Here is a 23,707-nt window from a genome sequence, read left to right as displayed (position 1 = left end):
TACCGACTGTCCCGGCACTCTGGTGGCGGTTCAACGAATCCGGCCCGTCCAGGTCACTCAGGACCGGCCTCGGGGTCGACCACCGCCGAACCGACCGCGCGCACCGTCGGCTGCTCGGGCGCGCCGGGGAGGTGGAGCGGCAGGTCGACCGGCGCGACCAGCTCGACGACCAGCCGGTCGCCGTCGACCCGCACCGTCGCGTGCAGCCCGGGGTGGTCGGCCGCGGCACCGCTGTCGCGCAGGTAGGAGCGGACCGCGGCCTCGGCCTCGGCGTGCGAGATCGCCAGGTCGCCGGCGGCCAGCCCGCCGCCGTACGCGTCCGCGCCCTGCGCCCCGAGGTCGGCGCCCTGCAGCGCGGCACCGTCGGCCAGCGCGTCGAGGCGCTGGCGGGCGAGGTAGGCGGCACTCGCATCGACCACGACCGCCACGAGCAGCAGCACGATCGCGGCGAAGGCGAGGACGAGCGGCGTGGAGCTGCCGCGCTGGCCCCGGCTCATTGCTCGGCGACCTCCAGGTAGCGGCCGATCGGGACCGTCTCCCGGGCATCGAGCGCGAACCTCGGGCGACCGAGGCCGAACACGTCGGGGAGCAGCGGCAGGTCGACGGCCGAGGAGACGCGCACGGTGATGACGGAGGTACCGGTGTGGCAGGCGTGGGGGTACGGCGAGCAGCTCACCGTGACGTCGAGGGGCACGTCGCGCAGCCCCTGGTCGGCGAGCGCCTGCTCCGCGACCGCGCGCGCCCGCTGCTCGCCGGCCGCGTCGTTGGGCGCCAGCGCGTACGCCCGGGCCGCCGCACGGGCGGCACCGCTGACCCCGAACGAGCCACGCTGCACCTCGAACACCGAGAGCACCACCCACAGCAGCGGCAGCAGGAGCAGCAGGCCGAGCCACACCATCTCGACCAGCCCGCTCCCCCGCTCGTCCGCTCCGCCGCCCCTCATCGGGGGTCCTCCTCGATCGCCCGGCCGGTCACGGTCATCCCGACCGCCGGCCCGCCGATCCCGAGCGCGGGCACCTCGGCGTGCACCACGATCTCGATGCCGGGGGCGCCGTCGACCAGGACCCGGTGCACCTCGACGTCCTCGGCGTACCGCCCCGCCAGGGCATCCGCGATCTGGGCCCGGGTCCGCGCCACCCCGTCCCCGGGCTCGCGGTCGGCGGTCGCCGCGAGCCGCGCACCCTCGGACGCGGCCGCCGCGAGGGTCGCGCGGACGTGCAGCACGAGCGCGACCTGGATCAGGCCGAGCACGAGCGGGACCAGGAGCAGCGAGACCAGGGTGAAGTCGACCAGCGCCGAGCCTCGCTCGGTGTGCTCCGACCGCCCGCGCCTGCTCACCGCACCGAGTTGAGCGCCGACTGCAGGATCCCGACCAGCTGGGGCTGGGCGATGCCCCACAGGGCGACGCCGATGGAGATGGTCATGATCGTGATCAGCACCCAGCCCGGCACGTCGCCTCGCTGGTCGTGATGCCTCTTCTGCACGGTGATTCCTTCCCGAGATTGCCGATTCAGTAGCTGAGGGACAGGCCGATCAGGCCGGGCCAGAACGCGAAGAGGACGGTGGTGGGAAGCACCAGGAACACAACGGGCACCATCATCGCGATCTCCTTGCGGGACGCCTGCTCGATCAGCTCGCGGCGGCCGGCCTCGCGGACGTCGGCGGCCTGCGCGTGGAGTACGTCGGCCAGCGGCGTGCCGCGCTCGATCGCGACAGCGACACCATGGGCGAAGCGCGCGACGACGGACAGGCCGGTGGTCGCAGCCAGGCGGTCGAAGGCGTCGGCGACGGGCTCGCCGGTGCGGATCCGGGCGAGCAGGTCGCCGAGCTCGCGCGACAGCTCACCGCCGCTGCGCCGGACGACCCGGTCGAGCGCACCCACGGGGCTCTCCCCGGCAGCGACGCTCAACGCCAGCAGCTCGGCGACCGTCGGGAACTCCGCGAGCATCAGCGCCTCCCGCTTGCGCACCTGGCTGCTCAGCCGGTTGTCGCGCAGCAGCACGCCGCAGGCGAACGCTCCGACGCAGGCCAGCAGCAGCGGGAGCGGGGCGCCGGGACGGGTCCAGGTGCGGAGCACCCCGTACGCCGCGGCCACCGCGAACCCGACCAGCCCCCACTGCACCTGCTGCACGCGGAACTCGTGGAGCGTGAGCGCCGAGCCGGACCGGGCCAGCCGGCGCCGGACGGAGGGGGCGCCACCGACCACGCGCTCGACGGCGTCGGCGGCGCGGCGCAGCAGCGGGCCGAGCAGCAGCGCGAGGGTTGTGGGCGCACCGGACGGGGCCGTCGTACGACGGGTGGGGGTGAGATCGCGGACGTAGGGCAGCACGCGGTCCTCGAGCCGCGGGCGGCGGATCGCGACTGCGCGGGAGACGACGAGGGCGAGGCCGAGGGCGGCGGTGAGGCCGAGCAGGGCACCGGTGACCGCGGGGCTCACCGCAGGATCCGCCGCTCGGCGGGGAGGCGGCCCAGCCGCATCATCAGCCGGTACGCGAGAACGCAGGTGGCGGCGCCGACCGCGAGGACGAGCGCGCCGGCCGCCGACTGGTACCGCTCGACCACCGTGGGCTGGGTCGACATCACCAGCAGCACGATCCACGGCGCGGCGACCGCGACCCGGGCGCCGTTGACCGCCCAGGACTGGCGGGCCTCGAGCTCGGCGCGGGTGCGCAGGTCGTCGCGCAGGTAGCCGGACAGGTTGCGCAGCAGCCGGCCGAGCTCGCCACCACCGACCTCGCGGGCGATCCGCAGACCCTCGACGACGCGGTCGCCGACCGGGTCGGCGAGCCGGTCCTTGAGCCGGTCGAGGCAGTCGCCGAACCGGCCCGAGACCTGGTAGTCGAGCGCGAACGCGTCGAACGCCGGACGCAGCGCGTCGGGCCCACGGACGGCGAGCGCGGCGACCGCGTCGGGCAACGACATCCCCGCACGTACGGCGGATGCGAGGTCGTCGACCGCCTCCGGCCAGACCTGTGCGAACTCACGCCGGCGGCGTCGTACGCGACCGGCGACGACGGCCCACGGCAGGTACGCCGCCCCCGCGCCCAGGACCACGGCGATCGGCACGGTGCGGGTGAGACCGAGGACGACGACGAAGCCGCCGACGCCCGTGCCGACGGACAGCAGGGCCAACGAGCGCGGCGCGACCTCGCGCAGCCCGGCCTCGGCCAGCAGCCGCCGCGCGCGACCGTCGGACCGGGTCGCACGCTCCGCGCGCGGCCAGCGGAACGCGGCCCACACCAGCAGGCAGCCGAGCCCGAACCCCAGCCCGACCAGCGCACCCACGACTCAGCCCGCCTCTCGGTCCGCCTCGTGGAGCAGCCCCACGACGTCGATCCCGATCCGCTCGAACTGCTCGAGCCGCGGCGGAAGGCCGATCCCGCGGCGCAGCGCCCCGTCGCGCCAGTCGAACACCGACTCGGTCTCGATCACGTCGCCCTCCATCCGGCCCGGGACGGCGACGATCTCGGTGACCCGGCGGGCGCCGTACGGGTCGAGAGCGACGTGGACGACGAGATCGACCGAGGCCGCGACGGTCGGGACCACGAAGCGAGCGGAGATGTTCTCTCCTGCCAGGAGCGGCAGGGTGCAGGCCTTGGTCAGCGCCTCACGGGCGCTGTTGGCGTGCAGCGTGCACATGCCGGGAAGGCCTGCGTTGAGCGCGAGCAGCAGGTCGAGGCACTCCTCGGACCGCACCTCCCCCACGATCAGGCGACTCGGTCGCATCCGCAGCGACTCCTTGACCAGGTCGCGCAGCCGCACCTCGCCGGTGCCCTCGAGGCCCTCCTGCCGGGTCTGCATCGCCACCCAGTCCGGGTGCGGGAACCGGATCTCGAAGACCTCCTCGGCCGAGACCACTCGCTCCCCACCGGGGATCGCGGCGGCGAGACAGTTCAACATGGTGGTCTTGCCCGCCTGGGTTCCTCCGGTGACGAGGATGTTGAGGCCGGCCCGGACCGAGGCCTCCAGGAAGCGCGCGGCCTGGGGCGTCAGGGTCCCGAGCTGGACCAGCTCGTCGAGCCGGGTCGCGCGCACGACGAACTTCCTGATGTTGACCGCCGAGAAGCCCCGCGAGATGCCCTGCAGCACGACGTGCAGCCGGTGTCCGGCCGGGAGCATCGCGTCGACGAAGGGCCGGCTGAGGTCGATCCGCCGCCCGGTCGACTTCAACATGCGCTCGACCAGCTCGGCCACCTGCGCCTCGGTCAGCACCAGGTTGGTCAGCTCGTGCCGGCCGTGACGCGCGACGAACACCCGGTCCGGACTGTTGATCCAGACCTCCTCGACCGTCGGGTCCTCGAGGAACGGCTGCAGCGGACCGAAGCCCGCCACCCGGGCCACCAGCTCGGCCACGAGCGCGGCCGGGTCGGCCACCGGCGCCACCACGCCCGTCAGGCTGCGCTCGTCGTGATCGCGCACCAGCCCGGTCGCGAGGCGGCGTACGGCGGCCACCTCGCGCTGCGGGTCGATCCCGTCACGGCGTACGGCGGCGCGCAGGTCCTCGTCGAGGCGCGCCACGACGTCGTCCGACGCCGGCGCGACCACGACGGGTGGCTGCAGCAGGGCCATGGCGACTCCCCCGAGATAGGACTGCTTCTGGCTGGCAGCACCGTAAGCCACCAGCGTCCCATCGGGAAGGGGTCACCAGCCCCGCTGTGGATATCAGCCGGTCAGCGCGCCTCGCGTCGCGCCGCCTGCCGCCGCAGCTCGGCCTTCGCAAGGGCGTTCTTGTGGACCTCGTCGGGGCCGTCGGCGAAGCGCAGGGTGCGGATGCCGGCGTACATGTTGGCCAGCGGGAAGTCCTGCGAGAGGCCGCCGGCGCCGTGGACCTGGATCGCCTTGTCGAGGATCCACTGGACCGTCTCGGGGGTCGCGATCTTGATCGCCTGGATCTCGGTGTGGGCACCCTTGTTGCCGACGGTGTCCATCAGCCACGCGGTCTTGAGGACCAGCAGCCGCAGCTGCTCGAGCTTGACCCGCGACTCCGCGATCCACCCACGGATCACGCCCTGGTCGGCGATCGGGCGACCGAACGCGACCCGCGACTCCGCACGCTCGCACATCAGCTCGATGGCACGCTCGGCGATGCCGATCGAGCGCATGCAGTGGTGGATCCGGCCCGGGCCGAGGCGGGCCTGGGCGATGCCGAAGCCGCCGCCCTCCTCGCCGATCAGGTTCGAGACGGGCACCCGGACGTCGGTGAAGCGGAGCTCGGCGTGGCCGCCGTGCTCGTGGTCGTCGTAGCCCATGACGTGCATGCCGCGGACGACCTCGAGGCCGGGGGTGTCACGCTCGACCAGGATCATCGACTGCTGGCGGTGCCGGTCGGCGGTGGGGTCGGTCTTGCCCATGACGATGAAGATCTTGCAGTTGGGGTTCATCGCGCCGGTGATCCACCACTTGCGGCCGTTCAGCACGTAGGAGTCGCCGTCGCGCACGATCGACAGCCCGATGTTGGTGGCGTCGGAGGACGCGACGTCGGGCTCGGTCATCGCGAACGCGGAGCGGATCTCGGCGTTCAGCAGCGGCTCGAGCCACCGCTTCTTCTGCTCGGGGGTGCCGAAGAGATGGAGCACCTCCATGTTGCCGGTGTCCGGCGCGGCGCAGTTCATGGCGGCCGGGGCGAGGTGGCCGCTGCGGCCGGAGATCTCGGCCAGGGCGGCGTACTGGAGGTTGGTGAGGCCGGCGCCCTCGACGCCGGCGTGCTCGCCGGGCAGGAAGAGGTTCCACAGGCCGCGCTTGCGGGCCTCGGCACGCAGCTCCTGGACGATCGGGGTGGAGTCCCAGGCCCACGGGTCGTCGAGCTCGGCGAGCTGCTCCTCGAAGACCGCCTCGGCGGGGTACACGACCTCGTCCATGAAGGCGAGCATCGTGGCCCGCAGCTCCTCGGTGCGGGCGTCGAATCCGAAGTCCATCAGTTCTCCTTCATTGCGGTGAGGCCGGCGTCGAGCAGGGGGTGGATCGCGGCGCCGATGTCGTCGAACCCCTCGCCGACGGTCTGCCCGGCGAGGAAGCGGTAGTGGATGCCTTCGAGGATGGCAGCGAGCTTGAAGGCGGCCAGGCCGAGGTACCAGCCGAAGTCGGACAGGTCGCGGTCGCTGGCGGCGGCGTACCGCGCGACGATCGCGTCCTCGGACAGGAAGCCCGGCACGGTCGAGGCGTCGGCGACCGCCTCGCCGATCGTCTCGGCGAGCCGGTGGTAGGTCAGCATCAGCGCGAGGTCGGTGAGCGGGTCACCGAGGGTCGCCATCTCCCAGTCCAGCACGGCGGTCGCCCGGTCGGTCCCGTCGGCGGTGTCGACCAGCACGTTGTCGAGCCGGTAGTCGCCGTGCACGATGCCGGTCGCGGAGTCGGCCGGCACCGACGCCGCGAGCCGGCGGTGCAGCTCGTCGGCGGCCGGCAGGTCGCGGGTGTGGGAGGCGTCGAGTTGCTTCCTCCAGCGCGCGACCTGGCGGCCGAGGAAGCCCTCGGGCCGGCCGAAGTCGCCGAGCCCGACAGCCTCCGGAGACACGGCGTGAAGGGCGGCGAGGATGTCGACGAGGTCCTCGGAGATCGCGCGGGTGCGCTCGGCTCCCAGCTCTGCGAGCGCCGATGCCCGGCGGTACGGCGTACCGGTGCACCGCTCCATCACGTAGAAGTCCGCCCCGACGACCGCGTGGTCCGAGCAGAACGCGTCGGTGCGCGGGACCGGGACAGCAGTCGACTGCAGCGCCGACATCACGCGGTACTCGCGGCCCATGTCGTGGGCGGTCGCGAGCACGTGGCCGAGCGGCGGACGCCGCACGATCCACTCCGAGGTGCCGTCGGAGACCACGAAGGTCAGGTTGGACTTGCCGCCGGCGATCAGCTCGGCGCTCAGCGACGAGCCGGCGCCGGGGACGGCGGTCGCCAGCCAGGTGCCGAGCGCGTCGAGGTCGAGGCCCGGCGGGTTCACTCGACTCCCCCGGTCAGCGTGACGCCGCCGTCGACGACCACGGTCTGGCCGGTCAGCCAGGCGGCGTCGGACGAGAGCAGGAAGGCGACGACGCTGCCGATGTCCTCGGGCTCCCCGAGCCGCTTGAGCGGGTACTGCGCGGCGACGTCGTCCTCGCGGCCCTCGTAGAGCGCGGTCGCGAACTTCGTCTTCACGACGGCGGGCGCGACGGCGTTGACGCGGATGCCGGGGCCGAGCTCGACGGCCAGCAGCTCAGTCATCGAGATGAGCATGGCCTTGCTGGCGCCGTACATCCCGATGCCGGGAGCGGGCTTCACACCGGAGACCGACGAGACGTTGACGACGGCGCCGCCGTGCTCCTTCATCCAGGCCTGGTGGACGCGCTGGGTCCAGGCGAGGGTGGCGAGGCAGTTGACCTCGACGATCTTGCGGGCGGCGTCGAGGTCGAGCTCGATCATCGGGCCGTACGCCGGGTTGATGCCGGTGTTGTTGACGAGGAGGTCGGCGCTGCCGAAGGTCTCGATCGCCTGGCGTACGACGTCCGCCTGGTGCTCCGCGTCGTCGGCCTTGCCCGCGACACCGAGCGCCTTCGACGGCCCGCCGAGCGCGACCACGGCCTCGTCCAGGGCCTCCTTGCCGCGACCGGTGATGACGACGCGCGCACCCTCGGCGACCAGCCGCTCGGCGATCGCGAGGCCGATCCCCCGGCTCGCTCCGGTGACGATCGCGGTCTTGCCCTCGAACCTGGTGCTCACGTGCCTGCCTCGTCGTGTCGATGGAGGTTACTAAGCGCTTGCTTAGCGTGTAGCCTGAGTCTGCCCGGGCCGACCGGGACCCGTCAAGACCCCCGCCAGACCCCCGGAGTGACGATGACCACCACCCCCTCCCGCGCCGAGGCCACCCGCGCCCGGCTGCTCGAGGCGGCCGTCACCGCGTTCTCCGAGAAGGGCTTCCACGGCACGACGACGCGCGACATCGCGGGTGCGGCCGGGATGAGTCCGGCCGCGGTCTACGTGCACCACAAGTCCAAGGAGGAGCTGCTCTTCCTCATCTCCTGCCAGGGCCACCAGCAGGCGCTCGACGTGGTCCGCGAGGCCCGCGCGTCCACGCCGGACCCGGTGGCCCAGGTCGAGAGAGTGGGGCGGGCCTTCGCGGCGTACCACGCCCACCACCACACGGTGGCGCGGATCCTCAACTACGAGCTCGCCGCGCTCAGCGACGAGCACCGCACCGTCGTCGACGAGCTGCGCACGAGCATCGACCGCGAGCTGCGCGACCTGGTCCGCGAGGGCGTGGCGGCCGGCGTGTTCGACACCTCCGACCCCGCCCTGGCCGCGACCGCACTGGCGTCGCTGAGCATCGACATCGCCCGCTGGTACCGCGAGGACGGCGAGTGGACGCCCGACCAGATCGGCGACTACTACTCCGACCTCGCGCTGCGCCTGGTCGGCGCGGACTCCAGGTCGAGCGGTACGACGCCCGTGGCGAAGCCCGGCGCGTCGAGCAGCCGGCCCACCAGCTTGTAGGGCCGCATCACCACGCTCCGGTCGGCCATGGCGCTCGCAGGCGCCGGCGAGCACTCGTCTCGCTCGACCAGGTCATCGCCACCCTGCGCGAGACCGGCGCCGACATGGCCACCACGTACAAGGAGACCTCGCTCGGCGGCCTCGCCGTCAACGTGATCGAGTGCCGAGGCCGCCGATGTCGGTCAACCGGCCCGCAGCCGGCGGGGGTCGGTGCCACCGGTCAGCACCGCGGTCCCTGCATCCACCAGGGCACCGGCCTCTGCGCTCCACACCGCCTCGGCGTACCGGAGAGCCGCACTGTGGCGGCGGTACTCCAGGATCGTCTCGGTCGCCGGTTCGATGCCGGCGGCGAGCTGCCGTCCCAGGTCCGCGGCCGCCCCGTTGGCCTTCTCCAGCGCACGCTGCAGTCCCAGCGTGGCACGGTCGTACGCGTCGTCCCCCCGCATGTCGCTCCCCTCGTCGATCAGGCGCACTCCCACTGGCGCCCGACCACGCTAACGACGGCCGATGCGGGGTGCCAGGCAAGTCACCGGCGGTGTTCTCCGATGCGATATCGCTCGCGAGGCGGGTGTGACGAGGGCCACGGGAAGGTCAGCGGGCGACCCGGATCATCTTCTTGTTGACGAACTCGTCGATGCCGAGGGTGCCGAGCTCGCGACCGTAGCCGGACAGCCGCACGCCGCCGAAGGGCAGCTCGACGGCCTCCAGGCCGACCCCGTTGACGAACACCATGCCGACCTCCAGCGCGCTGGCGACACGGTCGGCCTGGGCCGGGTCGGTCGTGTAGACGTACGAGCCGAGGCCGTAGGGGGTGTCGTTGGCGATGCGTACGGCGTCCGCCTCGTCGGCAGCGCGGAAGACCATCGCGACCGGACCGAAGAACTCCTGGTGGTACGCCGGGTTGTCGGGCGCGACATCGGTGAGGACGCCGACCGGGTGGAAGGCGCCGTCGCGCTCGCCCGCGGAGACCAGGGTGGCGCCGGACGAGACCGCCGCGGCGACCTGGCCGGCGAGCTCCTCGGCCGCACCGACCGAGGACAGCGGGGCGCCGCTGCCCGCGGTGGCGATCTTGTCGTTGAGCAGGCCGACGAAGGCGTCGTAGAGCTCGTCGACGACGACGAAGCGCTTGGCGCCGTTGCAGGCCTGGCCGACGTTGCCGGTCCGGGCGGAGAGGGCGTCGTCGACGGCGCCGGAGAGGTCGTCGGTGGAGAGCAGCACGAACGGGTCGGCGCCGCCGAGCTCGAGGACGCACTTCTTGAGGTGGCGCCCGGCGAGCTCGCCGATGATCGAGCCGGCACGCTCGGAGCCGGTCAGCGAGACGCCGTGGATCCGCGGGTCGGCGATGACCTCGGCGATCTGGTCGCTGGTGGCGTAGACGTTGACGTAGGCGCCCTCGGGCAGGCCGGCGTCGACGAAGATCTGCGCCTGGAGCGCGGCCGAGCGCGGGCACTGGGCGGCGTGCTTGAGGACGATGGTGTTGCCGAGCAGCAGGTTGGGCGCCGCGAACCGGGCCACCTGGTAGACCGGGTAGTTCCACGGCATGATCCCGAGCAGCGCGCCGACCGACTGGCGCCGAATGAGGGCGTGGCCGTCACCGCTGAGCAGCTCGATCGGCTGGTCGGCGAGCAGGGTCTCGGCGCGGTCGGCGTAGTACTGGTAGATGTCGGCCGAGAACAGCACCTCACCCTTGGCGGCGCCCAGCGCCTTGCCCATCTCGAGGTTGATCGCCTCGGCGAGCTCGTCGGCCCGCTCGCGGTGCAGCTCGGCGACGCGGGCGATCGCGGCGGCCCGATCGGTGACCGACGTCCCGCGGCCCCAGGTCTCGTGGGCGCCGGCGGCCGCGGCGACCGCGGCGGAGACCTCGGCGTCGGTGGCGGTCGGGAAGGTCTCGAGCACCTCGCCGGTGGCGGGGTTGCGGACGGCGTACTTGCTCATCAGGACTCCTGGGAGAGATCGACGGACACGCGGGGGTCGAGGGCGAGGGTGCCGGGGTCGACGATGCAGGAGCCGCCGTCGACGGGCAGCACGACGCCGTTGACGTACGACGCCGCGTCGGACAGCAGCCAGCCGACCGTGGCGGCGATCTCGTCGGGGTGGGCGGCGCGGCGCTGGGGCACGACGGCCGTGGCGAGCCGGTAGGCGTCGTCCCGGGAGATGCCGCGCTCCTTGCCGAGCTCGGTCATCTCCATGTCCCCCATCTCGGTGGCGGTCCAGCCGGGGCAGATCGCGTTGGCGCGCAGCCCGTCACGGCCGTGGTCGACGGCCAGGGACTGGGTGAGGAGCAGCAGGCCGGCCTTGCTGGCGGAGTACGCCGCCATCCCGTCGCTGGCCCGCAGCGCGGCGACCGAGGACACCGCGACGACCGAGCCGCGCGCGGCCAGCAGGTGCGGGAGGGCCGCCCGGACCAGGAGGAAGGGCGAGGTCAGGTTGACCCGGATGGTGTCGTCCCACTGCTCGGGGGTGACCTCGTCGACCCGGCCGACGTGGATGATCCCGTGGTTGATCACGAGCCCGTCGAGCCGGCCGAAGGTGGCGATCGTGTCGTCGACGACGCGGGCGACGCCTGCGGCCTCGCTGACGTCGGCCACGACGACGTGGGCGCCGGTCTCGTCGGCGACCGCACGCAGCGGCGCCTCGCGACGCCCGCAGATGACGACCTGGTCGCCGCCCGCGGCGAGCAGGCGGGTGACGGCGGCGCCGATGCCGGTGCCGCCGCCGGTGACGAGGACGACCTTGCCCGTCACCCTGCTGCCACCTCGTCGAGGAAGTAGTCGACCAGCGCCGCCGCCCGCGCCCGGACGTCCTCGTCGAGGGAGCCGATGTGCTCGAGCAGGAAGTCGGGATCGAGTCCACGCTCCCGGGCAAGCTCGGCGCCGCCGTCCTCGATCCAGCCGCGGACGCTCTCGGCGTCGACCTCGGGGTGGAACTGCACGGCGAGGTTGCGGCGCAGCACGAACGCCTGGGGAGCCGCGGCGTTGGCGCCGACGACGGTCGCGCCCGCCGGCGGCACGAACTTGTCGTAGTGCCACTGCGTCCAGACCCCGGCGACGGCGGGCACGCCTGACACGACGTGCGGGCCGATCTCGGGCGCCGCCGAGGCGACGACCTCGCCGCCGTGTGCCTGGGCGAGCATCTGCCCACCGAAGCAGATCCCGAAGACGGGTACGCCGGACTCGTCAGCCTGGTGCAGCAGCTCGGTCTCGGGCTTCACCCACGACGCGACCGCGTCGCTGTAGGCGCTCCAGCGTGCGCCGAGGACCAGGACGGCGTCGTACGCGCGCGGGTCGGGGAACTCGACGTCGACGCCCGGGTCGTCGAAACGCTCCGGCGGGATGACCTGGATCCGCTCGACGTCGTACCCACGCTGGACGAAGCGCTCCTCGATGCCCCCGGCCGACAGGTAGTCGTGCCCGATCAGCAGCAGCCGCTTGCCCGCGGTGACCGTGTCCGTCATCAGCCCATCGCCTCCGCCCGCTTCATGACGTCCTTGCAGAACGCCTCCATCTCCCGCTTGTCGTCGATGTACATCGACGGCTTGATGCAGATGGTCGTGAAGCCCTGCTCGAGCTGCTCGGGGATCGAGTCCATCGACTCGCCGAGGTCGGCGAGCGAGTGGTCGTCCGGGAAGGAGTAGCGCACGCCGCCGACCATCTCCAGCTCGGCCATGTCGCGACCGGCCTCGGCCATCGCGTCGCGGATGACCTGCAGGTCCTCGGCGGTCGGGCGACCGAACGGGTGGAAGCCGTGGCCGTACTTCACGATCCGCTCGACGACCGCGCCGTGCGCCTTCTGCCCGCCGAACCACATCCGCGGACCCTCGGGCCGGAACGCCTTCGGCTCGAGGTAGATGTCCTCGAAGTCGAAGTAGTGGCCGTGGTGGGTGGCCGGCGACTGCTCGAAGACCAGCTTCATCACCTCGAGCTGCTCGCTGAGGATCTTGCCGCGCTCACGGAACGGCACGCCCATCGCGGCGTACTCGTCCTTGCTCCAGCTCACATTGGGCTGGACGACGAGGCGGCCCTCCGAGATCAGGTCGAGTGTGCCGAGCTCGCGGGCGAGCAGCAGCGGGTGGCGCAGCGGCGCGAGGACGGCGGCGCCCACCAGGCGGATCCGCTCGGTGACGCTGGCGATCGCGGAGAACAGCATGAGCGAGTTCGGCCACGGCATCAGCGGGTCCTGGTTGCCGGGCGCCGCGTAGTCACGCGGGTTGCCCATCACGCCCTTGTCGCTGGCGTCGGGACCGAGGACGACGTGCTCGGAGATCATCACCGAGTCGAAGCCGGTGTCCTCGGCGATCCGGGACCAGGTGACGAGGTCGTTGAGGTTGCGACCGTCGGTCAGGGTCCAGTTCTCGCTGAGGATCATCAGCATGCGGGGTGCGGGCACGGCAGCGTCCTTCGGTGCTTCGGCTCGGGTGGATCAGTGGGTGTTGGACAGGTCGGGCTTGCGGATGCCGCGGAACTCCCAGTCGCCACCCTTGGCGGTCGAGAGGACCTCCTCGCTCTCGGTCGGCTGCGCACCGACGTCGCTGCGGATCGGGGTCGGGCCCTCGACGATGTGGTTGCGCAGCGTGCCGAGGCCCTCGACCTCGACCTCGACGACATCACCGGGGTAGACGGTGCGCGAGATGGCCGGCGTACCGGACATCAGGATGTCGCCCGGCTGCAGCGTGATCGTGCGCGCGATGTCGGCGACGAGGTAGTGCATGTCCCACTTCATCTCGTTGGTGTTGCCGTCCTGGCGCACCTCACCGTTGACGATCGTGCGGATCCGCTTGTCGTGGAAGTCCCAGCCCTCGACGATGCCCGGGCCGACCGGGCACAGCGTGTCGGCACCCTTGACGCGCAGCATCGAGCCGGAGTCGGTGTCGCGGAAGTCGTGCAGGCCGTAGTCGTTGCCGATGGAGTAGCCGCGGATGTAGTCGCCGGCCTCCTCGGGCGAGATGTTGCGCGCGGTCCTGCCGATCACGATGGCGATCTCGCCCTCGTAGTTGAGCCACTTGCAGCCCTGCGGACGGACCACCGCGGACTCGTGCGCGTTGAGCGCGGAGACCGGCTTGTGGAAGTACGTCGGGGCGGGCGGCAGCTTGGTCATCATCTCCTCGACGCGCGAGGAGTAGTTGAGGTGGACGCAGACGATCTTGCTCGGCGTCACCGGCGGCAGGTGGGTGGCGTCGGCGATGGCGACGGTGCGGCCGTCACCGGCGACGAGGGTCTCGCCCTCACGGCGTACGTCGACGGCGTTGCCGTCGAGCAGGATCCGGCGGTACTCGGTGGTCATCTCAGTGGTTCCTCTCGGTCGGCTCAGCCGGCGGCCGGTACGTCGGCACCGGAGCCGCTCATCTGGCGGACGTAGCTGGGGTCGGTCGGGGTGGTACGGGCGGCGGGGAAGCCACCCTCGGGACGGTCGAACCAGAGGTGTACCTGGCCGGTGCCGATGGAGTTCTCGTACTCGCCGTACTGGCGGCCGGGAGCGGTGCAGTCGCCCTCGCCGAGGGCGCCCATCATCATCAGGTAGTGCTGGAAGCGGGCCTCGGGCTTGAACTTGTAGAACGCGTCCATCGTGTCGAGCACGCGGGCGTGGTCGCCGTTCTTGAACCAGTCGATCCGCTCGGCGTCGGCGGCCGCGGCCTCCGGGGTGAAGATGTGCTCGACACCCGAGGCCTCGTGGTCGCGCAGCTGGCGCAGGCCCCAGAAGGTGTGCGACATGGCGCCGGACGCGATGAGCAGGACCTTGCGGTCGGACTCGGCGATCGCCGCACCGAGGGCCCGGCCCAGGCGCAGTGCGTCCTCGCCGTCGGCGGTCTGGCACACGCCGATCGAGATCCACTTCTTGTCGGGCAGGCCCTGACCGAGGTACTCCCACACGTTGGTCGTGGCGTAGAAGATCGGCAGGGAGTCGTCGTCGATGGCGGTGATCCACGTCGAGTTCTCCGGCGCCTTGCTCGCGATCAGGCGGGCGAGCTCGGGGTCGCCGGCGAAGTCGTAGGGCCGCTGGCTCATGCCGCGCGGCAGCTCCTCGGAGGTGAACAACCCGGATCGTCGGGCCTGTCCGGTGACGACCCACTCGACCGTGGTCGCCCAGTGGGAGTCGAGGAGCACGACGGTGTCGTAGTCGAGGGTGTCGAAGACCTCGCGGCGCAGCTGCTGCAGGCCGGAGACCAGCGTGGTGTCCTCGCCGTTGTTGAGCTCGCGCCGGATCGCCTCCGGCAGCACGATCGTGGGGACGTGCGCGATCAGTCCCGCGCCGACGACCTCACCCATCGGTCCCACCTCCCTCTCCGGTGCCCGCGTCCGCCCAGCCGGTCGGCGAGAAGACGCTGTTCTTGATGTCGGTGTAGAAATCGAACGACCAGATGCCGCCCTCGCGGCCGATGCCGGACTTGCCGTTGCCGCCGAAGGGAGCGTTGAGGTCGCGCACGAAGAAGCAGTTGACCCAGACCGTGCCGGCGTCGAGAGCCGCGGAGACCCGCTCCGCCCGGTCCCGGTTGCCGGTCACGATCGTGGCGGCGAGCCCGAAGGGGGTGTCGTTGGCCATCGTGACGGCCTCCTCCTCGGTCTCGAAGGTGCTGATCGTGACGACCGGCCCGAAGACCTCCTCGGTCATGATCTCGGAGTCCTTCTTGGCACCGGCGAGGATCGTCGGGCGGAAGTAGAGACCGCCCAGCTCCTCGTTGGGGCCTCCGCCGAGCAGCGGCTCGGCGCCGTCGGCGAGCGCCCGCTCGACGAAGCCGGAGATCTGCTCGAAGTGACGCCGCGAGATCAGCGCGGAGACGTCGGTGCCCTCGTCGCGGGGGTCGCCCTGGTTGAGCTTGGCGGCGCCCTCGACGACCCGGCGGGTGAACTCCTCGGCCAGCGACGAGTGCACGTACATCCGGGCCGCCTTGAGGCAGACCTGGCCGGCGTTGTCGAACTGCTCGACGGCGATCTCGACCGCGAGGTCGAGGTCGGCGTCCTCGAAGACGAGGAGCGGCGACTTGCCGCCGAGCTCGTAGGACAGCGGCACGATGTTGGTGGCCGCGGCCTTGGCGATCACGCCGGCGGTCGGGACCGAGCCGGTGAACGCGAGCCGGTTGATGCCCGGGTGCGCGGTCAGCGGAGCGCCCGCCTCGGCGCCGGTGCCCTGGACGACGTTGAACACACCGGCGGGCACGCCGGCCTCGTGCATGATGTCGGCCAGCAGGCTCGCGGTGAGCGGCGCCCACTCCGGCGGCTTCACGACGATCGTGTTGCCGGCGGCCATGGCCGGGCCGATCCGCCAGCTGGCGAGCATCAGCGGCGCGTTCCACGGCGTGATGATCGCGACGACACCGGCGGGGTCGTAGGTGACCCGCTCGCGGTGGCCGCGGCCCGGGACCTCCATGTCGGGGTGACCGAGCTGGTGCTCGGCGTAGTCCGCGAAGGCCCGGAAGTTCATCGCGACCCGCGGCATCACGCCGCGCCGGTGGCTGCGGATCAGGGAGCCGTTGTCGCGGGTCTCGACCCGGGACAGGTCCTCGACCCGCGCCTCGATCCCCTCGGCGACGCGACGCAGGATCGCGCTGCGCTCGGCGACGGACAGGGCCGCCCACGCCGGGAACGCCGCGCGTGCGGCGGCGACGGCTGCGTCGACCTCGGTCGACGTACCGGCGGCGACCTCGGCGATCGGCTGCTCGTCGATCGGCGAGATGTCGGTGAAGGTGGACGCGGAGGCGACGCGCTCGCCGCCGATCCAGTGGCGGGTGTCGACCTGGACGCCGTCGACGTCGACCAGGAACTCGGCTGCCCCGGTCATCGCGCCGACTCCCAACCGTTGTCGCCGGCCGTGGCCAGCGTCCTGCCGCCGTCCCAGACGACGCCGACCTGGCGGTAGTAGCCGCCGATGATCTCCTGCACCTCGAGGCGGTGCAGCTCCTCGGTCGGGGACTCGAACAGCTCGAGCTCGACGTCGCCGGAGTACGCCGGGCCGGCCTCGAAGGAGCTGGAGCCCGAGGCGATGAGCTCGGCGTACGCGTCCGGGCTGCCCTTGGCGATGCCCGGGTAGACGCGGTGGTGGGCCATCGGGTGGCCGTTGACGAAGCCGTTGGTGGGCGACTCGTCGGTGAGGGTCAGCACGGTCTGCGCGAGGCGTCGGTCACCCGCGGCGAGGGTGGCGCCGAAGACGCCGCCCGGGGCGACCTGCGGGGCCGCGTGGGCGAAGGGGTGCGGCCGGGTCTGCCACATCGAGCCGAGCTTCTTGGGGTAGCCCTGGTGCATGCCGCGGCCGATCGCGAAGTCCTTGTCGACCCAGATGTAGACGCAGCGGGAGTAGGTCACGCCCTCGTAGGCGCAGCGGACGACGACGAACGCCTCCTTGTACTGCGAGCGGACCGGGTCCAGCAGCTCCTCGCGGGTGCCGGAGCAGGACTGCCAGTCGGCCCAGATCAGCGCGACGGCGCCCGGGTCCTCCGGCGCGAGCTCGAGCGGGGCGGGCAGCAGCTCGGCGACGCGAGCCGGGTCCGTGCGGTACTCCACCGTCAGCAGGTCGCCGGAGTAGTACCACGGCGGCGACGGGATCAGCGATGACTGGCCGGTCGCGGTGCGGGGGAAGAAGAACCCCTTCATGTCGTTCATCGGGCCTCAGCTCCGGTCGAGGATGTGCGGGTCGTTCGGATCCGTACGATAGCCATCCCGGAGGCGAAAGACCACCCTTGCGCCAGAGATTTTCGGGGGATATTGTTCGGATCCAAACGATCTACCTGAACGGATGGAGATTCGCCGTGGACAAGCCGCCGTACGTCCCGCTGGACCAGGTCGACCTGGTCGACCTCGACCGCTTCGCCGGGCCTGAGGCCTGGGGCATGCTCGACACCCTCCGCACGGAGGCGCCGGTCTTCTGGCAGCGTGAGACCGACGGCGGCCACGGTTTCTGGGCGGTCACCAAGCACGCCGACATCTGCGAGGTCGACAAGGACCCCGAGACCTTCACCTCCACCAACTTCGTCAACCTCGAGGAGGTCGAGCCGGAGCTGCAGGAGGCCCGCCGCTCCATCCTCGAGATGGACGGCCTGCGCCACCGCGCCCTGCGCAAGCTCATCTCGCGCGAGTTCAGCCGCCCCAACCTGATGAGGAACTACGAGGAGCTGCTGCGCGACATCACGCGCACCACGGTCGACGCCGCGCTCGCCAAGGGCGAGTTCGACTTCGTCGCGGACGTCAGCGCCGACTTCCCGATCCAGGTGCTGGCCCGGCTGCTCGACGTACCCCAGGAGAAGACCGGCCAGCTCATCGACTGGGGCAACGAGATCATCGGCTTCTCGGACCCCGAGCACGCCAAGATCCTGATCTCCGACGCGGAGAGCGAGCAGTACAAGCACCTGCCGTTCCGCTCCCCCGTCTCGCAGGAGGTCTTCGACTACGGTCGCGAGCTCGCCGCCGACCGCAAGGGCGGCGAGGGCACCGACCTGGTCAGCCAGCTGGTCAACAAGATCCCCGAGGACGGCGAGGCCATGACGGCCTCCGAGTACGACTCGTACTTCCTGCTCCTCGTCGTCGCCGGCAACGAGACCACCCGCCACACGATCACCCACTCGATGCTCGCCCTCATCGAGCACCCCGAGCAGCTCGCCAAGCTCCAGGCCGACCCGTCGCTCATCCCCGACGCCGTCGAGGAGTTCCTGCGCTGGGCCTCCCCCGTCTACCACTTCCGTCGTACCGCCACCCGCGACGTCGAGATCGGCGGCCAGCCGATCAAGGAGGGCGACAAGGTCGTCATGTGGTTCGCCTCCGGCAACCGCGACGAGGACGTCTTCGAGAACCCCTACGACTTCGACGTCACCCGCAAGAACATCGACCACGTCACCTTCGGCAAGGGCAGCCCGCACCTGTGCATGGGCAACAACCTGGCCCGCATGGAGATCCGGCTGATGTTCGAGGAGCTGATCCCCCGGCTCGCCTCGATCGAGCTGAACGGCGACGTCCGCCGGGTCCGCAGCAACTTCGTCAACGGCATCAAGACGCTCCCGGTCAAGGTCACCACCAAGGACTGAGGACTTCCCCTTCGGGAGACACCACGAGGCCCCGCCACCCTGATCGGGCGGCGGGGCCTCGCTGCGTCGTACGGGACCATCGGGACCGCCCCCGGCTTGTAACTAAGTGTTACGTCACGATTTTCGGTGCAACAGCACCCGGGTAGTAGCAACAACACCCGGGCAGTAGCCAGAACGCCCGGGTAGATGCCCGCGACGGCGTCGTACCCATCGCGATCCATCTACCCGGGCGCTCTGACCACTACCTCGGTGCTGTTGCACCACAAATCGTGACGTAACACTTAGTTACAAGAGGCGCGGCGCCGACCTCAGCCCTCGTCGGCCACCAACCGCCGCAGGATCTTGCGCACCTGGAGCGCGGCCAGGTCGGCGGCGACGTTGACGTCCTCGCCGTACCCGTCGCGGTCGATGACCTGCTGCATGGTCTCGAGGATCTCGCGGACCTTGAGGTAGTACGACTCGAAGATCGGCCGCAGCATGTCGGAGGCCTCGGCCCCGGGCGCGAAGTTGCGGCTGACCCGCCACAGGTGGCGGGTGTGGCGCTCGTCGACGGGGGTGACGGCGTGGGTGAACCGGAAGGTCTGGGTGCCACCCTCCTCGACCGGCACCAGCACGTCCCAGCGGTCGGCCCACAGGCCGGGGGCGAGGAAGGCGCCCTCCTCACGCTGCGGGTACGACGCCGTGGCGGACGCGCCGGAGATCTTGGCCTGCCACTCGGGCAGGGGCGCGGCGGGCCAGTCCCGGTGGAAGTGGACCGTGGTCTCGGTGAGCTCCACCTCGAGGGCGGGGGCGACACCGGTCAGCACCGGGGGCGAGATGACCGGGTCGACGACGGCGACGTGGGTGATGTCGGCGAAGTTGTCGTGGAGCAGGCCGACGCCGGCGGCGGTCTCCCACGCGCCGCCGAAGGTGTCCCACCCGGCATCGGTCAGCCAGGGCGTGGAGACGGGAGGACGCAGCGCCGCCAGGGACGGCTCGCCGAGCCAGACCCAGACCAGGTCGCCCTCCTCCACCACCGGGTACGACGGCACCCGGGCGCCGTAGGGCACCTGGGCCTGGGAGGGCACGCGGACGCAGGCGCCGGTGCGGTCGTAGGCGAAGCCGGAGTACCCGGACACGATCGTGTCGCCGTCGACGTGGCCGAGGCTGAGCGGGTACGGGCGGTGGGCGTCGCGGTCGCCGAGGGCGACCACGGAGCCGTCGTCGGCTCGGTACAGGACGACGGGCGTACCGAGGGCGCGCGCGCCGAGCGGGGTCGAGCCGACCTCGGCGGACGCGGCGAGGGCGTACCAGGCGTTGCGCGGGTAGCCGGTGCTGCGGTCTCTCATCTCAGGCTCTCTCAGAGGTCCAGGGTCAGGGTCTCGCCGCGGCAGCGGGAGACGCAGATCATCATGAACTCGTTGGACTCCTTCTCCTCCTCGTTCAGGATGGAGTCGCGGTGCTCGACGTCGCCCTCGACCACCTCGGTCTCGCAGGTGCCGCACACGCCCTCGAGACAGGACCCGACGACGCTGACACCGGCCTCCCGACAGACCTCGAAGATCGACTTGTCCGCGGGCACCTCGAGGGTGAGGCCGGAGCGCTGGAGGACCAGCTCGAAGGCCGAGTCCTGCTCGTCGGAGGCGGGTGCCTTGGCCGAGAACCGCTCCAGGTGGAGGCTGCCGGCCGGCCAGGAGGCGGTGCACCGCTCCTCGACCGCGTCGAGCAGCCCGGTCGGGCCGCAGGTGTAGACCAGCGTGCCCTCCTGCGAGGACCCGAGCAGCGCGTCGAGGTCGGGGAAGCCGGCCTCGTCCTGGGGGAGCAGGGTCACCTTGTCGCCGTACGCCGCCAGCTCGTCGACGAACGCCATCGACGAGCGTGAGCGGCCGCCGTAGACCAGCCGCCAGTCGGCCCCCGAGGCCTCGGCCTCGGCGATCATCGGCAGCATCGGCGTGATGCCGATGCCGCCGGCGATGAACAGGTAGCGCGGCGAGGCGACCATCGGGAAGTGGTTGCGCGGGCCGCGCACCCGGACGGTGGCGCCCTCGCGCAGCTCGGCGTGCACGGCCTTCGAGCCGCCCCGGCTGTCGGGGGCACGGAGCACGCCGACTCGGTACTGACCGGTGTCGGCGGGACTGCCGCACAGCGAGTACTGGCGCACCAGGTCCTCCCCCAGCACCAGGTCGATGTGGGCGCCGGGCGTCCACGGCGGCAGTGCCGTGCCGTCCTCGGCGGCCAGCGTCAGCGTCACCACGTCGGTGGCGGCCTCGACGGCGGCGACCACCTTCAGGTCCGCCTCGAACTCCCGCACGATCGGTTGCGTCGTCACGAGCTTGTCTCCCCTCTCGCCGTCCACCTCACAGGTGGTAGGCGTACTCCCGGAACTCCCAGTCGGTCACCCAGCTGTTGAACCGCTCGAGCTCGTTGCGCTTGTAGGCCACGAACGTCTCCACGAACGTCGGGCCGAGGATGTCGGCCAGGTCCTTGTCCTCCTCGAGCGCGTCGATCGCGGTGGCGAGGCCGGACGGCAGCCGGTCGGCCTTGGTCGGGTCGTAGCCGTAGCCCTCCAGCTTGGCCGGCGGCGTCATCCCGTCGCGGATGCCGAGGTACGCCGCCGCGAGCAGGCTCGCGATGGCGAGGTACGGGTTCGCGGAGGCGTCGCCGAGGCGCAGCTCCATCCGCGAGGCGCGGCCGCGCTCGGGCGGGATCCGGACCATCGCGCTGCGGTTGTCGAGGCCCCAGTCGATCAGCCACGGTGCGAGCGTGTCGGGCCCGAACCGCTTGTAGGAGTTGACCGTCGGGTTGTGCAGGGCGGCCAGTGCCGGGGCGTGGGCGAGCACGCCGGCGATCGCCGCGCGACCGATCTCGGACAGCCCGTCCTCGCCGTTGGGGTCGTCGAAGAGCGGCTTGCCCTCGCCGTCGACCGTGCTGAAGTGGATGTGGAAGCCGGAGCCACCCTCGTCGTTGAACGGCTTGGCCATGAAGGTGGCCATCTTGCCGCGGCGGCGCGAGATCTCCTGGACGGCCGACTTGAACCGGAACGCCCGGTCGGCGGCGTCGAGCGCGTCGGAGTGCCACAGGTTGATCTCGAACTGGCCACCCGAGAACTCGTGGTTGGCGGCGACCACGTCGAGGCCGTACGCCGCGAGGTCGCGCAGCGAGGCGAGCAGGGTGTTCTCGGGGTCGCCCTTGAGGCCGGCCACGTAGACGTTGCCGGCGGCGTCGCCGTACCGGCGCCAGCCGTTGGGCTTGGTCGCGTCCTCCTCGAGGACGTAGAACTCGAGCTCGGGGCCGACCACCGGCTGCATGCCGAGCTCGGCGAACCGGTCGACGACCCGCTTGAGCACCTGGCGCGGGCTCTCCTCGGACGGCGAGCCGTCCGGGTTGTAGATGTCGCCGATGACGTGCGCGACACCCGGCTCCCACGGCACCGGGCGCGCCGTGGCGAGGTCCGGCACGACCACGATGTCGGGCAGGCCCGCCGACAGGCCGCCGGCGATGTCGATGACATCACCCATCGGCGAGGTGGCGTAGACCGAGCGGCAGAAGGCGACGCCGTCGCCCACGGTCCGGTCGAACCGGCTGGCCAGGATGTCCCGGCCACGCTCGGTGCCGATCAGGTCGCTGTAGCCGATGCGGACGACGTCGATCCCGTCCTCGGCGAACTGCTGGGCAGCCACGCGCAGGGCGTTCTCGTCGATGTGCTCCACGATCAGTCTCCGTTCGTCTTTTCTCTGTGCTCCATCATCAGCCGGCGGCCGGCTTGGTGGCGAGGTGGTCGTCGAAGCGCTCGAGGTCGCTCGACAGGGCGTCGTAGACCGACGTCCGGGCGTTGCGCAGGTAGAGGGCGTAGGCGATGCCGCCGACGAGGGCCGCGACCAGCAGCCACGGCAGCGAGTTGACCGCCTTGGAGTCGGAGCCGGCGACGATCTCGAAGTGCTTGAAGGCGAGCACGACGGCGAAGCACAGGCCGATGAAGCCGAGCGCCGGCGCGATGAGCGTGGAGCCGATCCGCGGGTCGTTCTTGCGGCGGAAGTGGACCACGATCGACAGGGCGGCGAGCGCCTGCAGCACCAGGATGGCCAAGGTGCCGAAGCCGAGCATGCTCGGGACCACGGTCAGGATCGGGTCGGCGCCGGCGATCGCGAAGATCACCGCGACGGTGACCGCGAAGGCGGCCTGGACCGTGCTGGCGATGTACGGCGCACCGCTCGGGCCGGTCTTCGAGAGCACCTGCGGCAGGATCCGGGCCCGGCCGAGGGAGAAGATGTAGCGGCTCGAGGAGTTGTGGAAGGCGAGCATCGCGGCGAACAGGCTGACCAGCAGAAGCCAGTTCATGACGTCGGTCAGGAAGCCGCCGATGTAGGTGTCGGCGAGGCTGAAGACGAGGTCACCGGTCGGCAGGTGCGCGATCGCGGTGTCCTGGGCCTGCGCGACGCCGGTGGCGCTGACGACGGCCCAGGTGGTGACGCCGAGGATGACGCCGATCAGGGTGATGGCGACGTACGTCGCCCGCGGGACCGTCTTGAGCGGGTTCTTCGCCTCCTCGCTGAACAGCGAGGTGGCCTCGAAGCCGAGGAAGCCGGTGGCGGCGAGCAGCAGGCCGATCGAGAGCGAGCCGGAGGTGATCGAGTCGCCGGAGAACGCCGAGAACGAGTAGCCGTCCTTGAACAGCACCGCGACGTCGAAGACGACCAGGATCGAGGTCTCCAGGACCAGCGAGATGCCGAGGATCTTCGAGCTGAAGTCGACGCCACGCAGCGCCATCAGGTAGCAGACCGCGATCGAGGCCAGGCCCCAGAACAACCAGGGCATGTCGAGGCCGGTCTTGTCGGCGATCACGATCTTCATGAAGAAGCCGCTGGTGCCGATCGTGCCGACGACGAAGAAGTTGTAGCCGAGCATCGCGATGAAGCCGGCGGCGAGGCCGGCCGGACGACCCAGGCCCTTGACGACGAAGGCGTAGAAGCCGCCCGCGTTGACCAGCTCGCTCGACATCTTGCCGTAGCCGATCGCGAAGAGCAGGAGGACGACGGCGACGGCGAAGAACGCGAACGGCGTTCCGCCTCCGTTGCCGAGGGCGATCGCCAGCGAGGCGACGACCACCATTCCGGTCAGCGGTGCGACCGCCGCCAGGACCAGGAACACGATCGCCCCGACGCCGAGCGCATTCTTGCGGAGAGTGGTGTTGACGGTGTCCGACATCGGGACTCCTTCGCTGTTCGCGCGGCCGGGGCCGGCGGTCACCGGCCTCTTTCGCCG

25 protein-coding genes and 1 pseudogene are annotated in these 23,707 nt (G+C 71.4%); 3 read left to right on the top strand and 23 right to left on the bottom strand.

Features of this window, described 5'->3' with window-relative positions; genetic code table 11:
• Positions 1-53: 53 nt before the first annotated feature.
• From ACZYRU_RS06610 to ACZYRU_RS06565, 10 genes are read right to left on the bottom strand one after another with little or no spacing between them, the layout of a single operon-like run.
• A complete protein-coding gene (locus ACZYRU_RS06610) occupies positions 54-497 on the bottom strand; it encodes a pilus assembly protein TadG-related protein (protein WP_488956295.1) in 444 nt (147 codons plus the stop codon).
• Entirely contained in the window at positions 494-943 is a 450-nt protein-coding gene (locus ACZYRU_RS06605; RefSeq protein WP_488956294.1) for a hypothetical protein, read from the bottom strand. The genes ACZYRU_RS06610 and ACZYRU_RS06605 overlap by 4 nt, the downstream gene beginning before the upstream one ends.
• Complete coding sequence (locus ACZYRU_RS06600; RefSeq protein ID WP_488956293.1) at positions 940-1,338, bottom strand: TadE/TadG family type IV pilus assembly protein; 399 nt, start codon at positions 1,336-1,338, stop codon at positions 940-942. Before ACZYRU_RS06600 ends, ACZYRU_RS06605 begins: the two co-directional genes overlap by 4 nt.
• Positions 1,335-1,484, bottom strand: a complete 150-nt coding sequence (locus tag ACZYRU_RS06595; protein WP_203048621.1) for a hypothetical protein — start codon at positions 1,482-1,484, stop codon at positions 1,335-1,337. The genes ACZYRU_RS06600 and ACZYRU_RS06595 overlap by 4 nt, the downstream gene beginning before the upstream one ends.
• A gap of 26 nt (positions 1,485-1,510) precedes the next feature.
• Positions 1,511-2,437, bottom strand: a complete 927-nt coding sequence (locus ACZYRU_RS06590; protein ID WP_488956292.1) for a type II secretion system F family protein — start codon at positions 2,435-2,437, stop codon at positions 1,511-1,513.
• On the bottom strand, positions 2,434-3,285 hold the full coding sequence (locus ACZYRU_RS06585; RefSeq protein ID WP_488956291.1) for a type II secretion system F family protein: 852 nt from the start codon (positions 3,283-3,285) through the stop codon (positions 2,434-2,436). The genes ACZYRU_RS06590 and ACZYRU_RS06585 overlap by 4 nt, the downstream gene beginning before the upstream one ends.
• 3 nt (positions 3,286-3,288) lie before the next feature.
• A complete protein-coding gene (locus ACZYRU_RS06580; protein WP_488956290.1) occupies positions 3,289-4,620 on the bottom strand; it encodes a TadA family conjugal transfer-associated ATPase in 1,332 nt (443 codons plus the stop codon).
• Positions 4,621-4,670: 50 nt separating this feature from the next.
• Complete coding sequence (locus tag ACZYRU_RS06575) at positions 4,671-5,915, bottom strand: acyl-CoA dehydrogenase family protein (protein WP_488956289.1); 1,245 nt, start codon at positions 5,913-5,915, stop codon at positions 4,671-4,673.
• Complete coding sequence (locus tag ACZYRU_RS06570) at positions 5,915-6,934, bottom strand: phosphotransferase family protein (protein WP_488956288.1); 1,020 nt, start codon at positions 6,932-6,934, stop codon at positions 5,915-5,917. The genes ACZYRU_RS06575 and ACZYRU_RS06570 overlap by 1 nt, the downstream gene beginning before the upstream one ends.
• A complete protein-coding gene (locus ACZYRU_RS06565; protein WP_488956287.1) occupies positions 6,931-7,689 on the bottom strand; it encodes an SDR family oxidoreductase in 759 nt (252 codons plus the stop codon). Before ACZYRU_RS06565 ends, ACZYRU_RS06570 begins: the two co-directional genes overlap by 4 nt.
• A gap of 114 nt (positions 7,690-7,803) precedes the next feature.
• Between ACZYRU_RS06565 and ACZYRU_RS06560 the strand changes: the two genes are divergently transcribed.
• Both ACZYRU_RS06560 and ACZYRU_RS06555 read left to right on the top strand, forming a co-directional pair.
• The gene (locus ACZYRU_RS06560) at positions 7,804-8,460 is read left to right on the top strand and encodes a TetR/AcrR family transcriptional regulator (RefSeq protein WP_488956286.1); all 657 of its coding nucleotides are present in this window, start codon (positions 7,804-7,806) and stop codon (positions 8,458-8,460) included.
• Positions 8,461-8,513: 53 nt separating this feature from the next.
• Positions 8,514-8,624 (top strand): annotated as a pseudogene (locus ACZYRU_RS06555) (L-serine ammonia-lyase, iron-sulfur-dependent, subunit alpha); the annotation flags it as partial.
• A gap of 18 nt (positions 8,625-8,642) precedes the next feature.
• Here ACZYRU_RS06555 and ACZYRU_RS06550 read toward each other — a convergent pair.
• The 9 genes from ACZYRU_RS06550 to ACZYRU_RS06510 all read right to left on the bottom strand — a co-directional run bounded on the left by ACZYRU_RS06550 (position 8,643) and on the right by ACZYRU_RS06510 (position 17,051).
• Positions 8,643-8,906: a hypothetical protein gene (locus tag ACZYRU_RS06550; protein ID WP_488956285.1), complete on the bottom strand. Its 264-nt coding sequence runs from the start codon at positions 8,904-8,906 to the stop codon at positions 8,643-8,645.
• Positions 8,907-9,051: 145 nt separating this feature from the next.
• Entirely contained in the window at positions 9,052-10,395 is a 1,344-nt protein-coding gene (locus tag ACZYRU_RS06545; RefSeq protein ID WP_488956284.1) for an aldehyde dehydrogenase family protein, read from the bottom strand.
• On the bottom strand, positions 10,395-11,204 hold the full coding sequence (locus tag ACZYRU_RS06540; protein WP_488956283.1) for an SDR family NAD(P)-dependent oxidoreductase: 810 nt from the start codon (positions 11,202-11,204) through the stop codon (positions 10,395-10,397). The genes ACZYRU_RS06545 and ACZYRU_RS06540 overlap by 1 nt, the downstream gene beginning before the upstream one ends.
• Positions 11,201-11,914: a type 1 glutamine amidotransferase gene (locus ACZYRU_RS06535; RefSeq protein ID WP_488956282.1), complete on the bottom strand. Its 714-nt coding sequence runs from the start codon at positions 11,912-11,914 to the stop codon at positions 11,201-11,203. The genes ACZYRU_RS06540 and ACZYRU_RS06535 overlap by 4 nt, the downstream gene beginning before the upstream one ends.
• Positions 11,914-12,846, bottom strand: a complete 933-nt coding sequence (locus ACZYRU_RS06530) for a TIGR03619 family F420-dependent LLM class oxidoreductase (RefSeq protein ID WP_488956281.1) — start codon at positions 12,844-12,846, stop codon at positions 11,914-11,916. The genes ACZYRU_RS06535 and ACZYRU_RS06530 overlap by 1 nt, the downstream gene beginning before the upstream one ends.
• Before the next feature lie 33 nt (positions 12,847-12,879).
• On the bottom strand, positions 12,880-13,740 hold the full coding sequence (locus ACZYRU_RS06525) for a fumarylacetoacetate hydrolase family protein (protein WP_139623931.1): 861 nt from the start codon (positions 13,738-13,740) through the stop codon (positions 12,880-12,882).
• A gap of 23 nt (positions 13,741-13,763) precedes the next feature.
• On the bottom strand, positions 13,764-14,723 hold the full coding sequence (locus ACZYRU_RS06520; protein ID WP_488956280.1) for a DODA-type extradiol aromatic ring-opening family dioxygenase: 960 nt from the start codon (positions 14,721-14,723) through the stop codon (positions 13,764-13,766).
• Positions 14,716-16,233 (bottom strand): aldehyde dehydrogenase, encoded by a 1,518-nt coding sequence (locus ACZYRU_RS06515; RefSeq protein ID WP_488956279.1) that lies wholly within the window; start codon positions 16,231-16,233, stop codon positions 14,716-14,718. Before ACZYRU_RS06515 ends, ACZYRU_RS06520 begins: the two co-directional genes overlap by 8 nt.
• On the bottom strand, positions 16,230-17,051 hold the full coding sequence (locus ACZYRU_RS06510) for an acetoacetate decarboxylase family protein (RefSeq protein WP_488956278.1): 822 nt from the start codon (positions 17,049-17,051) through the stop codon (positions 16,230-16,232). Before ACZYRU_RS06510 ends, ACZYRU_RS06515 begins: the two co-directional genes overlap by 4 nt.
• Positions 17,052-17,197: 146 nt before the next feature.
• Between ACZYRU_RS06510 and ACZYRU_RS06505 the strand changes: the two genes are divergently transcribed.
• Positions 17,198-18,466, top strand: coding sequence for a cytochrome P450 (locus tag ACZYRU_RS06505; RefSeq protein ID WP_488956277.1), 1,269 nt, complete (start codon positions 17,198-17,200; stop codon positions 18,464-18,466).
• A 308-nt stretch (positions 18,467-18,774) separates the two neighbouring features.
• On the opposite strand, the gene ACZYRU_RS06500 is transcribed toward ACZYRU_RS06505, so the two are convergent.
• Genes ACZYRU_RS06500 through ACZYRU_RS06485 form a run of 4 tightly spaced genes read right to left on the bottom strand, consistent with a single transcriptional unit; the run spans position 18,775 to position 23,650 of the window.
• Positions 18,775-19,794, bottom strand: coding sequence for a Rieske 2Fe-2S domain-containing protein (locus tag ACZYRU_RS06500; RefSeq protein WP_488956276.1), 1,020 nt, complete (start codon positions 19,792-19,794; stop codon positions 18,775-18,777).
• An 11-nt stretch (positions 19,795-19,805) separates the two neighbouring features.
• Positions 19,806-20,774 (bottom strand): PDR/VanB family oxidoreductase, encoded by a 969-nt coding sequence (locus ACZYRU_RS06495; RefSeq protein ID WP_488956275.1) that lies wholly within the window; start codon positions 20,772-20,774, stop codon positions 19,806-19,808.
• Between the two features lie 28 nt (positions 20,775-20,802).
• Entirely contained in the window at positions 20,803-22,155 is a 1,353-nt protein-coding gene (locus tag ACZYRU_RS06490) for a glutamine synthetase family protein (RefSeq protein ID WP_488956274.1), read from the bottom strand.
• A 37-nt stretch (positions 22,156-22,192) separates the two neighbouring features.
• Positions 22,193-23,650: an APC family permease gene (locus ACZYRU_RS06485; RefSeq protein WP_488956273.1), complete on the bottom strand. Its 1,458-nt coding sequence runs from the start codon at positions 23,648-23,650 to the stop codon at positions 22,193-22,195.
• Between the last annotated feature and the right edge of the window lie 57 nt (positions 23,651-23,707).

The organism is Nocardioides sp. F233 (genome assembly GCF_057813895.1).
This window is presented reverse-complemented; position numbering and strand designations above follow the sequence as displayed.

Excerpts from the sequence above, each read along its gene's own strand:
- ACZYRU_RS06610 (WP_488956295.1), bottom strand. The coding sequence starts at position 497 with ATGAGCCGGGGCCAGCGCGGCAGCTCCACGCCGCTCGTCCTCGCCTTC.
- ACZYRU_RS06605 (WP_488956294.1), bottom strand. The coding sequence starts at position 943 with ATGAGGGGCGGCGGAGCGGACGAGCGGGGGAGCGGGCTGGTCGAGATG.
- ACZYRU_RS06575 (WP_488956289.1), bottom strand. The coding sequence starts at position 5,915 with ATGGACTTCGGATTCGACGCCCGCACCGAGGAGCTGCGGGCCACGATG.
- ACZYRU_RS06560 (WP_488956286.1), top strand. The coding sequence starts at position 7,804 with ATGACCACCACCCCCTCCCGCGCCGAGGCCACCCGCGCCCGGCTGCTC.
- ACZYRU_RS06550 (WP_488956285.1), bottom strand. The coding sequence starts at position 8,906 with ATGCGGGGGGACGACGCGTACGACCGTGCCACGCTGGGACTGCAGCGT.
- ACZYRU_RS06545 (WP_488956284.1), bottom strand. The coding sequence starts at position 10,395 with ATGAGCAAGTACGCCGTCCGCAACCCCGCCACCGGCGAGGTGCTCGAG.
- ACZYRU_RS06535 (WP_488956282.1), bottom strand. The coding sequence starts at position 11,914 with ATGACGGACACGGTCACCGCGGGCAAGCGGCTGCTGCTGATCGGGCAC.
- ACZYRU_RS06525 (WP_139623931.1), bottom strand. The coding sequence starts at position 13,740 with ATGACCACCGAGTACCGCCGGATCCTGCTCGACGGCAACGCCGTCGAC.
- ACZYRU_RS06520 (WP_488956280.1), bottom strand. The coding sequence starts at position 14,723 with ATGGGTGAGGTCGTCGGCGCGGGACTGATCGCGCACGTCCCCACGATC.
- ACZYRU_RS06515 (WP_488956279.1), bottom strand. The coding sequence starts at position 16,233 with ATGACCGGGGCAGCCGAGTTCCTGGTCGACGTCGACGGCGTCCAGGTC.
- ACZYRU_RS06510 (WP_488956278.1), bottom strand. The coding sequence starts at position 17,051 with ATGAACGACATGAAGGGGTTCTTCTTCCCCCGCACCGCGACCGGCCAG.
- ACZYRU_RS06500 (WP_488956276.1), bottom strand. The coding sequence starts at position 19,794 with ATGAGAGACCGCAGCACCGGCTACCCGCGCAACGCCTGGTACGCCCTC.
- ACZYRU_RS06485 (WP_488956273.1), bottom strand. The coding sequence starts at position 23,650 with ATGTCGGACACCGTCAACACCACTCTCCGCAAGAATGCGCTCGGCGTC.